This is a genomic window from Rhodococcus triatomae (assembly GCF_014217785.1).
In the GTDB taxonomy this organism is placed as follows: domain Bacteria; phylum Actinomycetota; class Actinomycetes; order Mycobacteriales; family Mycobacteriaceae; genus Rhodococcus_F; species Rhodococcus_F triatomae.
The window spans coordinates 3,217,727-3,229,749 of sequence record NZ_CP048814.1 but is presented as its reverse complement, the minus strand read 5'-3'; the positions used below and the strand labels follow the sequence as shown (position 1 = coordinate 3,229,749).

Here is a 12,023-nt window from a genome sequence, read left to right as displayed (position 1 = left end):
GCCCTTCGACAGGTGTTCACTGATCGCCGACCCGCTCTTCTCTCCGGTTGCGTGTCACTGTCGTGGGGCGTGCCCGGTCGAACGGCGGTGCCGATACACGTCGGCATCGGCGTGCACACGCCGGAGCGCGGCGACGACCACGCCCGAGGGTGATCGCGCCTCACCGCGATACCGTCGGCTGCCCCAATCGGACGACCGTCTGTCGCCGAGCCCTGTCGCCGAGTCGTTTCGCGAGCGCTCCACCGGTGTACGATTTCCCGGGGAGCGCTCGCGTCCCATTTCCGCAGGTAGAAGACGAGCACGTGTCGCCCACGCCATTCTCGCACTCGGATTTCGACGGCCGGAGACGGAGCGCTCGCGAGAGGGGTGTTCCGCCGCTGTTCAGAGGGGGTAAATTTGGGGCGCTGTCGCAGCTCCTTCGGGAGCTGCTCTTCATTGAGGCTGGGATCAGCCTTCGCCATGATCACTTCTCTCCTTCGAGGTCGCAGCTCCTTCGGGAGCTGCTCTTCATTGAGGCCTGCGACCCCAGGTGCGCTCCACCGCCGACAGCCCGGTGGAGTCGCAGCTCCTTCGGGAGCTGCTCTTCATTGAGGCGGGTATGGGTTCTCACGACGACGTTGCGCTCGATCACCGTCGCAGCTCCTTCGGGAGCTGCTCTTCATTGAGGCGACGAAAACCCCAGCGGGCAATCCCACCGGGGCTTCATGGTCGCAGCTCCTTCGGGAGCTGCTCTTCATTGAGGCACGGCGATCCGGCGCGGCACTATCGCTGACCGGTGGGTGTCGCAGCTCCTTCGGGAGCTGCTCTTCATTGAGGCCGGATCCTCCGGAACGCGGGGTTGGCGTCGGCTGGGGGTCGCAGCTCCTTCGGGAGCTGCTCTTCATTGAGGCGCGAAGAGCCTGGGGGTCGCGGTCTCGGCGGACTCGATGTTGGTCGCAGCTCCTTCGGGAGCTGCCCTTCATTGAGGCTCACGAGACAGCTCGGTCACGCGAGCGGCTGCCCCGTCCGGGCAGGGCTCCGTAGTTGTTGAGGCCCAGGGCCGCGACCTGCGGGTTCAGGATCTCAAGACCAGGTCGACAGCACGATGCGGGTTTACCGCGACACGTCGGCAGGCCTGGGCGATATTCGACTGCCCCGCCCGTCGATGAAGGCTGATCGCTGTATTCCGCAGCGTCGCCATCACCTGCGGTCCGTGACCGGCACGGACCGTGGAGCGGTCTTCGTCGAACGTCACGTCCCGTACCCAATGGACCCTGTTCTCGATCGACCAATGCCCGCGGATCCACCTCGCGAGCAGCTTCGGTGGCGCCTGCTCACAGGGCAACGAGCAGATCGCGTACACAACCTCGATGCTCCACCGGTCGGCACCGATCCGGCGGCGACGGCGAGTGATCTCGATCACCTGCTGCGCGTACGGGAATCGAAGACCACGGGTGACGGTGACGATCTTGTAGATCCGCGCCTCCTCACGACCGTGACCACGTTCGAGCGGGTCGGACCACACCACCGGCACCTGCTCCCACGGCAGCTCCCGGATCCGGGCGAGCAGCCCAGGCTGGTTCGCCTTGACAACCATCACGTACTCGGCCCGACACCGCTCACGCAGACACCGGGCAGTGGCCTTCTGCGTGTGCATGGCATCGACGGTGACGACCGCACCGACCAGGTCGATTCCTCGCAGCAACCTTCGGACAGCGGATATCTCGTTGGACTTGTCCGCGGTGCGGCACTGCCCGAGTACCACACCACCGGTATGGGTGACCGCCGAAACCAGGTGCGGGGCCGACTCCTCGCCGGCTCGTGCACCGCGGACAGTTTTACCGTCGACAGCCACTGCCACCCGCTCGCCGCCGCTGTCATTATCGCCGGCATCGGACAGGTAGCGGCCCAGCACCAGATCCAACCCATCCCCCTCGACCCGTCCGAGGACCTGCCGGATCGTGGCCTCGCTCGGCACACGGAACCGGATACCCAAGCGCACCAACACCTCCCGCGGAGCAGCTACGGCCCAATCCGCGATACTCGAATACGACCGAGCGCCCGCGGCAACCGCACACAGGGCAATCGCGATCAACGAGGGCAGCGAGTACCGGCGACCGCGACGATCCCGCGGATCGGGCACCACTTCGAGTGCAGTCATCAACCGCGGCACCTGCTTCTCGTCGACGACACCACCGACAAACCGGGTCAGCTGGTCAAGGCATGGGTCGATCGGGGACACTGTCCCGGCGGGCATGGGTGACTCCTTGTGGACGATCTGGATGCGTAAGACACACCCATGATCGGCCCCTGTCCCCATGCCCGCTCCACCGCCCCCACACGCTCCAACGAACCCAAACCACCAGGCCACAGCTCCGCTACTCAACAACTACGGAGCCCTGCCCGTCCGGGTCGCAGCTCCTTCGGGAGCTGCCCTTCATTGAGGCATGGTAAAACCAGCCGCTTCGAGTTCGTCGGCGTATGCGTCGTCGCAGCTCCTTCGGGAGCTGCCCTTCATTGAGGCGGGAATTGGAGGCCGCGCACAATGGATCGGCCAGAAGTCGCAGCTCCTTCGGGAGCTGCCCTTCATTGGGGCCTTCTGAGACGCACAGAGCGTGCTCGTGCCGACTGGCGGTCGCAGCTCCTTCGGGAGCTGCCCTTCATTGAGGCGGCCTCCCCTCTGGCATCGCCTCCCACCTCCCCACCGTCGCAGCTCCTTCGGGAGCTGCCCTTCATTGAGGCCCGGCAGATCGAGGCGGTGACGTCGTCGCCGCTGGCGTCGCAGCTCCTTCGGGAGCTGCCCTTCATTGAGGCGCGCCCGATTCCGTCGGGGTCATCCCAGGCACGGATGTTCCCAGTCGTAGCTCCTTCGGGAGCTGCCCTTCATTGAGGCGAGTAGGGGTTCGCGTTGAGGACCGACCAGGCGGCGGTCGCAGCTCCTTCGGGAGCTGCCCTTCATTGAGGCCTCGTCCATCACTTCACCGGCCCGACGAGCTGCTCGAGTCGCAGCTCCTTCGGGAGCTGCCCTTCATTGAGGCCCGCTCGCGGACACGGTGCGGGTGACGAGGGAGACCGAAGTCGCAGCTCCTTCGGGAGCTGCCCTTCATTGAGGCACGACCAGCGAACACCAGCCGACCCTCTCGTTCGGGGGTCGCAGCTCCTTCGGGAGCTGCATCGATCCTCGTCGGCACCAACGGCCTTCGCCCCGCCTCAGTTCATGCGGCGCCCCAGACTGCAGGCCTTCGCGCAGTCAACGATCCAGGCCCCTGCTGGTATGGTGCGCGCCGGGGAGTTCGGCCGACGTGCAGCGGCCGTCAGCCGTACAGGGAGGGAGCACAACCATGAGCGCAAGCGACGCACCCGCGCCGGGGAGCTGGCAGGAATTTTCCGCCGCAGCCATCGGCAGCGGCCAACTCAGCCTCGACCCGGACAAGATGCGCGAGTGCATCAACTACTGCGACGACTACATCCGCAAGCTCCAGCGATTACAGGACCGAGCGAGCGACGAGCTCTACTACGAGACCCTCGGAATCGGTGAAGCAGACATCGAGACCTCGAGGCTGATCGTGCAGAAATTCCAGCACAAAGCCCGCGGCGGCGGCCAAATCGCAGACGAGAGCTCCGCCGTCGGCTACCTCGGCGCCCACATCAGGTATGCCACCGATCTCCGCGATTCGCTCCAGGCAGTACTCGACGCCTACCTCACCACCGACTCCCAGTCCGCCGACGGCTACCACTCGATCGGAACCAACCAGTGACCCACTCGCGCTCCCTCGCCGCCGTCGGCGCACTCGGCCTCCTCACCGTCACCGCACTCACCGCCTGCGGCACCGATACCGACTCGCCCACCACCACAACCACCAGCGCGGCACCGATCCCGATCACCTACCACCCCTGCGACGACCTCTCCTTCGACGCACTCGCACAGGTCGGGTTCGACCTCGAGCACGACCGCACCGACCGACAGAACCCGATCTCACACGGGTGCACCTTCGCCCACATCGACCCCGGCTACGGCGCCACCTTCTCCGCCAGAGGAATGACCTTCGACAGCGTCCTCGCCGACGAACGACTCGTCGAATACAACCGCACCACCATCAACGGACGCGACGTGTCGATCGCCGAATTCACCGGCGGCTCCAACTGCTTCGCCACCATGGACATCGAACCCGGCGTCTTCCAGTTCTCCGTCACCTACTCCCCCACATCTGGATACCCCGACCGATACGTCACCACCATCGAGCAGGCCTGCAGTGAAGCCGAACGCATCCTCACCGCACTCGCACCCCACCTCCCCGACCGCCTATAGCCCGCGCGAACACCGACGGCGCGTACTACCCCCGGAATCCGCGGCCATACTGCACACCGCGCCCTCGAACCTTCGAGAGCACGGTGCACACAACGTCCGCGGATCGCGAACCTCGGCGGCTACCACTCGATCGGAACCAACCAGTGACCCACCCCCGCACCCTCGCCGTCTTCGGCGCACTCGGCCTCCTCACCGTCACGACACTCACCGCCTGCGGCAGCGACACCGACTCGCCCACCACCACAACCACCAGCGCGGCACCGATCCCGATCACCTACCACCCCTGCGACGACCTCTCCTTCGACGCACTCGCACAGGTCGGGTTCGACCTCGAGCACGACCGCACCGACCGACAGAACCCGATCTCACACGAGTGCACCTTCGCCCACATCGACCCCGGCTACGGCGCCACCTTCGCCGCCATGGGAAGAGCCTTCGAGGACGTCGTGGCCGACGAACGCCTCGAAGAAAAGAAGCGCATCCAGATCAACGGACGCGACGTGTCCATCGCCGACTTCACCGTCGGCTCCAACTGCTTCGCCACCATGGACATCGAACCCGGCGTCTTCCAGTTCTCCGTCACCTACTCCCCCACATCGGGATACCCCGACCGATACGTCGCCACCATCGAACAGGCCTGCAGCGAAGCCGAACGCATCCTCACCGCACTCGCACCCCACCTCCCCGACCGGCTCTAGCTGTATGAGGCCATGACGTTGGTGACACCGGCGTGAAGCAGGGTCGCTGGCGGCCGGTTCCCGGCGGCAGTGATGGGGTCGATGGTAGTTGTAGTGGACGTTCCACACAGCGAGGGCCTCCGCTCGTTGGGTCTCACTGGTCCAGTCGCGGGCGTAGAGGAACTCCTCGGCCAGGATGCGGTTGTAACGTTCGACCTTGCCGTTGTGCCGTGGGGTGTAGGGCCGGATGAACTGATGCCGGGTGCCGGCGAGAGTGCGGGCGAACACCGCCGACCGGTAGCAGGAGCCGTTGTCGGTGACGACCCGGGTGAACCGGGCGATACCGTGGGCGACGAAGAACGCCTTCGCCCGGTTGATGAACCCGACTGCGGTGACGCCTTTCTCGTCGGCGAGGGCTTCGGTATAAGCGAGTCGGGAAAACCCGTCGACGATCGAGTGCAGGTACACGTATCCAGTGCGGGTGCCGCGCTTCTTGCTCCGGTCGACCTTCTTGGCATGGCCGCTGCCACGGCCGTGCATCCGCCATCCGCCTCCGTCGGGAATCCGGCCGACCTTCTTCACATCGACATGCACCATGTGGCCGGGGTATCGGGCGACGATCGTGGCCGCCGGTGTGCGGTTGTCGGCACCGGTCGGGTCGAGGAATCTACGCCGGTTCAGGCCGAGGCGGACCAGGTGACGGCTGACGGTGCGGACCGAAATCCTGATGCCCTCGGCAGCGAGTTCGAAGGCGATGCGCCGGGCTGACCACTTCCTCTCGCGCCGCAAGGCTTCGATTCGGGCCACGACCTGGTCCGGGGTGGCTGTCGGTTGGTGGTGCGGGACGCTGGATCGGTCGAGCAGGCCATGCTCGCCGGATTGGCGGTACCGGTTGATCCATTTGCTGGCGCAGGCGCGGGAAATGCCCATCTCGGCGGCGACGTGGGCGATCGGGCGGTGTTGACAGCGTTCGACGAGTCGGCGGCGGCCTTCGACGGACAGCGGAGCATTACTGTGGGTCACGGACGGGTCTTTCTGGCGGGTGGACGAGTTGGTGGTACTTCTCATCCTGCCGTCGAAGGACCCGTCCGCCTTGTTCGGCCCAACCGTGGTCCGGTGTCTACAACGTCATGACCCGCAACATCTAGCCCGCACGAACACCGACGGCGCCCCAAATCCGCGGACATACTGCACACCGCGCCCCCGAACCTTCGAGAGCACGGTGCACACAACGTCCGCGGATCGCGAACCTCGGCGGCTACCACTCGATCGGAACCAACCAGTGACCCACTCGCGCTCCCTCGCCGTCTGCGGCGTGAAGGATGTCGGCACCGCCGCACGCTCGTACTTCGGCGGCCGGTCTGAGGCCAACGCCCGCTCCACCGTCGACCTGACGCTGCGGAACACCGTCCGCCACCAGCCGCCGGATCAGAGCCCAATCCTCCACAGAGATCACCCATCCAATCTGCCTGGGTGGCCTCGTTTTCGACCGGCGCTATGGCCTCGTTTTCAAGCGTCGTCGACAGGAACGCCAGCGCCAACCCTTCCTCATAGCGGTCGCGTACTCACATACCTCCACCGCACTCGCCGCGTATTGGACTGACCCCGCTCGAATTCGAGACAACCACCAGCGTCGCAACCGCGGCCTGACCTATCAACCCCACCTGTCAACCGAAGCGGGGTCAGTCCCGAATCCCGATGGAGGTCGGACGGAAAGCTGCGGTACTGTCCTGATTGCGCAATTCGACGCTGCGTAGCAGCGACGGCACAGGGGGGATCAATGTCTGACGATCTGTATATCGATGTGGTTGCATTCGAACAGCTGACGACCACACTCGAAACAGCGGCGGAGGATATGGCGACGGCCACACGACAGTTGGTGGACGCCGCGGTGGAGGGGATGGGAATCCGGGCGCTGGACGTGGCCGCGGGATCCTTCAACAACGAATGGGGATACGGCGTCAAGAAGATTGGCGAAGCGACCGAGGGACTCGTCACAGTGATGCGCGCGACCAAGGATGCCTACGTTCTCCAGGACGACGCGACCTCACAGTCCTTCGATACGTGCGGCGCCGCACTCGCTGAGGCGGGGCCCTTGCCGGGCGGATCGACCACCGCTCCCGGTGTCGACGGGGTCTCGCCCCCGGCTCGCACCGGCCACAGCCTCGCGGGCTTGTGATGACCCGCGCTCACATGCTGGACAGCTCACCCACCGGTACCCGCGACGAACTGTTCCCAGCGTTGGGAGGCGATCCCACCCCAGGTCGAGCGCAGGTCGCGGCGGACGCGGCCGCTGAACTGATGAGCGTGGCGGATCGGCTCCGACAGGCCCACACTGCGCTTTCCGGCATCGGATACTCCGACGGAATCTGGCGCGGTGAAGCCGCGAACGCCTTTCGCAGCAGGGTTGGCGAACTCCCAGCACAGTTGGACACCGCTGGCGAATCCCTGCGGAAGGCGAGCAACGCCCTCGACGGGTGGAGCAGCGATCTGGCTTCGTTTCAACGCAACGCCACCACCTTGGAGGCCGAGGCGGCCGCTGCCAAGCGCGCCGTTGCAGACGCCGAACGGCATCCAGGATGGGCCGAGCAAGGCCGAACCTACACGGATCCGCACGAACTCAGCGCTGCACAAGCACGTCTCGACGCGGCTACCGACTCCGTGCGGCGCGCGAAGAACGAACTCGACGCCATCATCGAGCAGGCTAAAGCCCTGTCCAGGCGCCACCAGGAACTCGCTCTGGCAATCGCGGCACAGCTCCGCGCCGCCGCGGACGAGGCACCGGACCAAGGATTCTTCGAACGCCTCGGCGACCTCATCGGCGACGTCATCGACATCCACAAACAGATGGCCGAGATGGTCGTCGAGTTCATCAAAGAGCACGCGGATGTCATCGAGAAAATCTCGGATGGGCTGTCCACGGCCAGCACCGTTATCGCTGTAGCCGGGACCGTCGTCGCGGCGACAGGCATCGGTGGCCCGGTAGCAGTTGCTCTTCTCGGAACATCCGCGGCACTGTCAGGCGCCGCCCTCATCGGCCATGCCACCGTTGCAGCTGCCAGCGACGAACCAATCGGGATCGACACAGTCAAAACCCTTGCCAGTGATGCAGTCGGAGCTATTCCACCGCTGAAAGTCCTCGGCGAATCGGTCCGGTACACCATCACCGCCGGAAAGGTCACGGAGACACTGGGGGTGATTTAGTGGGCAGTGGATGTCATCCGAGATGTCAACTTTCCTGGCGACAACTCGCAAGCACCAAACAATGGATATCGAATGGTTGACTCGCACCGAGTTTCTTTTACGCCGTTACCAGGGTTCCACGAAATACCAATTCTCGGCGACCCAACTAAACGAGAACGAGAATGGGTGAAGCTTTCATCAGCCGGAAGCGCCGGAATATCCGACACACCGGATCGCGACCCTGATTTTTCACTCCTGAACGAACTTGCAGACAGCCTCGTGGAGAACGGTGCGGTATGGTTCGGCGTCATAACGACACCCGCTCACGGCGGTAGCACATTCGCCACTTTGTGCATAAGTGTCGTGGAGTTAGAAATTCCAAATATCGACAACGAATCGGAGAGTAAAGTTCAACAAGCCGGCGTCGCTGCGCTGGAGGAGTCGCTAAGATCGAGCAAAACTCAGTTTTCGTACTCCAGAGATTTCCTGAATTCCGGCCCGAGCATCTCCGTTCACAAAGTTCACGAACTTCATTTGGAAGAACAAGAGGGGCTCACCTGCAGGTCATTCAGTAAGCAAATTCTCACATTATCTCCGGACGGGATGAATCTGGTAATATTTGACATGTCATCAGCCTTTGCAGATGCCTGGAATGATTTCGATCATATTTTGTCAAACTTTGCCAATACCCTCACGTTCGGATCCGATAGTGGAGCCACCCCCGATGGAGTGAGCACTCCGCAGCGGGAGCCATCAGAAGTCGCAAGGAGCGCCAACTACAATGGGTGACGACATTTTCGTGCCGATCGTGGTCGTCGCAGTAACTATTGGCATGATCACGACCCCCTTCCTCGTCCTCCGCGCCATCGCCCACCTCGAATCGGAGGACAGCGCACGGGCCAGGTTTGCACGGCACTTCGGGCGCGACGAATGGGTGCATGTCACCGCTGCGCGCGTGAGGCTACCCGCCGAGGAAATGGGTCGCATAGCATTACAACACGGGTACGTCTACGCAGCCAATCGGCTAAGCGGACTACCCCTCAGGCGGATGACATTTGCTCGCATAGTCGAAACGCCCGGTGTTACACAGCTCCCCTCCCGCGATGAAGAAGCCTTCTATCATCAGATATTTCAAAGCGGGAAGGACAGGATTCGAATCGAGCCCGACTGGCTGAACCGTCACACCCAACCTTCAGATCCTCCCGTCGCCCGAATCTGCACTATCGCTGCGCAGTACGGTCTCGTCTTCAGTGGTGCCCGAAATCGCGCGATGCGCGCAGTGGATCTAATTTTCACGCCCATGGACTCGTCACCTGACTTACCACTTCCGAATACCTACCTCGGCGAAATCCAGCAGCATTGGAATGACCGTCGAAAAAGCAGAATAACGAGGCGCGCCGCTAAGAGTTGATTCGGTCGTGCACAGCTCTTTTGCCGGCACAGCTGCGCTGGGCGCCGAACGGCGCCTCAACGAATGGCGCCTCCCGAAGGAGATGCGACAATACCTCAGATTTACCCCCTCTGACCAGAATCGGAACACCCTCTCCGCGAGCGCTCCGCTTTCCAGCACCCAAGGCGGTCGTTCGGCACGAACCTACCCTCTACCTGCGGAAACATCCACGCGAGCGCTCCCCGGGAAATCCCGCACCGACGGGGCGCTCGCGAAACACCTCGGAATTAGATAATGATCGACGAAGACCGAAGTCATTTCCCGCTCGAGGCGGACCAACCGAGCCGGGGAGATGTCCACAACGAACACGCTGTACTGCGCGCGATCGCCATACCTGGACGCGACATTCAAGGGATCATGGGCACTCCGACCGGCCCGCTCGCCAGCCCACCGGCAGCCCGTTAGCACCCTTGCCGGATGCCAGCCACTGGGCGGTCCGCCGCTCACTCTTGGCCAGCACGTCGCCCTTCGCTCCGTGCCGCTTCTGGAATCGCACGTCGACCTTGCCTGCATTGTGATGCAACCCGGCCGAGGCGAGTGCCTCGGTGACCTCCTCGGCCACTCCCAGAGCCGTGGCCAGTGTGTGACCTCGATTAGCGACCGCCTCGTTGTGGTCGTCCAGTAACACCGGCGCGTGCGACGCCGCCCACTCCTGTCGGGCTTCCTCGTCGGCTGCGATCGCGGTGGCACCACGAGGAATCACTACCCAGGACAATGCCGGTACACCAGTGAGACCAGAAGCTCTGGCATGGGCGATCGCGTTTCCTGCGTCGCAGCTCCTTCGGGACCTGCCCTTCACTGAGGCGTGACTTCGAATCCGGCAGAAGACCCCTGTCGCAGCCGCACCGTTCTTCACGTCGTTGCTCTCGAACCTTCGAGGGCAACGACACGAAGAAGGGCGCGGATCGCTGGGACTCACTCACTCGATCGGAATCACCCAGTGCCCCAACTCGTCACCGTGGCCGCAGCCGGCACTCCGACCTGCTCACCGTCATCGCACTCACAATCCGGTGCGGCGATCCACCACGTCGCGCCGAGCGACATGTCGGAGTTCGGCCCCCGCTCACGCCCGTTCAGCTCGGGACTCGCGTGCGGACTGACCCGGAACGGTGTGGCAGATCCGGGGCGGCCGGATCCGTCGGGGGCTCGGCTTCTCGAGGCACCCGATGCCAGCCCCGGCGGTCGTAGACGGCTGCCGCGACCACGCCCAGGACGAGCCCGAGCGCGAGCACGACGAGCAGCGCCACGACGGCGCCCGTCACGCGCTCTCCGCCGCCGAAGAACAGGATTGCCTGGACTCCGCGGTGCACCTGGTACATCGGTTCGAGCGGAGCCAGCACCGAGAAGAATTGCGGGCTCGCTTCGAGCGGCACCGTCGCCCCGGACGACGGCAGGCCCAGGATGATGAACAGCACGAGATTGACCAGCAGCCCGGGAGTGCCGAACACGACCAGGATCGACGTGGCGAGTATCCCGACGGCCGCGATGGACAGTGCCGAGAACAGCCACAACTGCCCGGGCGAGGGAACCGGCATGCCCATCGCCGTCGCGATCCACAGGTACAGGGCCGCGACCACACCGGCGATCACCACCACCAGCGCCCACTTGATCAACAGGGTCTGGAGACGGGAGAGTCCGGCATGTGGTTCGTGCACGTAGAAGGGGCCGTACTCAGTCGGCGTGTAGCCGAGGTGCCCGTCGACGATCGAGTGCACGATCATCGATCCGGTGAAGCCTGCGAGGACGATGGCCAGCGCGAAGAAGAAGACCGCGAGCCCGTTGCCGATCCCGTCGGGTAGGGGCGCGAAGTCGACCTCGAGCACCTGCACCGGCTCCGCCAAGGCGATTCGGGCGGCGCCCGGCACCGACGCGGCACCGTCCGCGAGTTCGGCGTCCACCCGCGCGGTGAGTTCGGCTCCGACCGTCTCGACGACCTGCCCCAGCGCCTCGGCGGTGAACCGGTCCATCACCTCGGCGCCGCCGATGCCCAGGCGCGGGTTGCTGTAGACGGTGATGACGGGCTTTTCCATCTCTCCCGGGATGACACTGCCCTGCCCCAGGATGGACAGCCGTTTGGTGAAGTCGACCGGCACGACGATCGCGCCGTAGAGATCCCCGGAGGCCAATTCTCCACGGGCCCTGGCGATTCCCATCCGCTCGAGCCGGAACTGCTCGGACGGCACGTTGTCCTCGAGGCCCTGCGCGATGCGCTCACCGACGTTCTCGTAGCCACCGTCGAGCGGTTCCCCGTCGTCGCGGACGACCAAGGCGATCGGGAAGTCGTGCAGGTGCTGTTGCGGGTCGAGCGTGCTCGACAGGTAGAGCGCGCCGAGGAGCGACATCAGCACCGCGACGAGCGCCACCGGCGCACCCCACAGGCGAGGGTGACGCAGTACCGATCGGTCGATTGCCATTCCGCCCCTCG

At 64.4% G+C, this 12,023-nt stretch carries 10 protein-coding genes, 1 pseudogene and 2 CRISPR repeat arrays; of the genes and pseudogenes, 7 read left to right on the top strand and 4 right to left on the bottom strand.

What is annotated here, in order from left to right; all coding sequences use genetic code 11:
- Positions 1-406: 406 nt before the first annotated feature.
- A CRISPR array of direct repeats spans positions 407-968; the repeat unit is 36 nt; unit sequence GTCGCAGCTCCTTCGGGAGCTGCTCTTCATTGAGGC.
- 86 nt (positions 969-1,054) lie between these two features.
- On the bottom strand, positions 1,055-2,236 hold the full coding sequence (locus G4H71_RS15295; RefSeq protein ID WP_072740404.1) for an ISAs1 family transposase: 1,182 nt from the start codon (positions 2,234-2,236) through the stop codon (positions 1,055-1,057).
- Positions 2,237-2,390: 154 nt separating this feature from the next.
- Positions 2,391-3,092: direct repeats of the CRISPR family, unit length 36 nt; unit sequence GTCGCAGCTCCTTCGGGAGCTGCCCTTCATTGAGGC.
- Positions 3,093-3,320: 228 nt separating this feature from the next.
- Here G4H71_RS15295 and G4H71_RS15290 point away from each other — a divergent pair.
- The 3 genes from G4H71_RS15290 to G4H71_RS15280 all read left to right on the top strand — a co-directional run bounded on the left by G4H71_RS15290 (position 3,321) and on the right by G4H71_RS15280 (position 4,986).
- Complete coding sequence (locus G4H71_RS15290; protein WP_072739906.1) at positions 3,321-3,737, top strand: hypothetical protein; 417 nt, start codon at positions 3,321-3,323, stop codon at positions 3,735-3,737.
- Positions 3,734-4,288: a DUF3558 family protein gene (locus tag G4H71_RS15285; RefSeq protein ID WP_072739905.1), complete on the top strand. Its 555-nt coding sequence runs from the start codon at positions 3,734-3,736 to the stop codon at positions 4,286-4,288. The genes G4H71_RS15290 and G4H71_RS15285 overlap by 4 nt, the downstream gene beginning before the upstream one ends.
- A gap of 83 nt (positions 4,289-4,371) precedes the next feature.
- Positions 4,372-4,986, top strand: coding sequence for a DUF3558 family protein (locus G4H71_RS15280; RefSeq protein ID WP_367890092.1), 615 nt, complete (start codon positions 4,372-4,374; stop codon positions 4,984-4,986).
- Here the strand turns inward: G4H71_RS15280 and G4H71_RS15275 are convergent.
- Positions 4,983-5,988, bottom strand: a pseudogene (locus G4H71_RS15275) (IS481 family transposase). The gene G4H71_RS15280 and the pseudogene G4H71_RS15275 overlap by 4 nt on opposite strands.
- 757 nt (positions 5,989-6,745) lie before the next feature.
- Between G4H71_RS15275 and G4H71_RS15270 the strand changes: the two are divergent.
- From G4H71_RS15270 to G4H71_RS15255, 4 genes are all read left to right on the top strand, one after another.
- On the top strand, positions 6,746-7,144 hold the full coding sequence (locus tag G4H71_RS15270; RefSeq protein ID WP_072739902.1) for a hypothetical protein: 399 nt from the start codon (positions 6,746-6,748) through the stop codon (positions 7,142-7,144).
- Positions 7,145-7,158: 14 nt separating this feature from the next.
- Positions 7,159-8,169 carry a putative T7SS-secreted protein gene (locus G4H71_RS15265; protein ID WP_139183348.1) on the top strand — a complete coding sequence of 337 codons (1,011 nt, stop codon included), beginning with the start codon at positions 7,159-7,161 and terminating at the stop codon, positions 8,167-8,169.
- Positions 8,170-8,241: 72 nt separating this feature from the next.
- Complete coding sequence (locus G4H71_RS15260; RefSeq protein ID WP_139183347.1) at positions 8,242-8,937, top strand: hypothetical protein; 696 nt, start codon at positions 8,242-8,244, stop codon at positions 8,935-8,937.
- The gene (locus G4H71_RS15255; RefSeq protein ID WP_139183346.1) at positions 8,930-9,559 is read left to right on the top strand and encodes a hypothetical protein; all 630 of its coding nucleotides are present in this window, start codon (positions 8,930-8,932) and stop codon (positions 9,557-9,559) included. The genes G4H71_RS15260 and G4H71_RS15255 overlap by 8 nt, the downstream gene beginning before the upstream one ends.
- A gap of 394 nt (positions 9,560-9,953) precedes the next feature.
- Here G4H71_RS15255 and G4H71_RS15250 read toward each other — a convergent pair whose 3' ends face one another.
- Together G4H71_RS15250 and G4H71_RS15245 are read right to left on the bottom strand one after the other, a co-directional pair.
- Positions 9,954-10,301, bottom strand: coding sequence for a hypothetical protein (locus G4H71_RS15250; protein ID WP_072739900.1), 348 nt, complete (start codon positions 10,299-10,301; stop codon positions 9,954-9,956).
- Between the two features lie 370 nt (positions 10,302-10,671).
- Entirely contained in the window at positions 10,672-12,012 is a 1,341-nt protein-coding gene (locus G4H71_RS15245) for a YhgE/Pip domain-containing protein (protein ID WP_072739899.1), read from the bottom strand.
- Positions 12,013-12,023 lie beyond the last annotated feature (11 nt).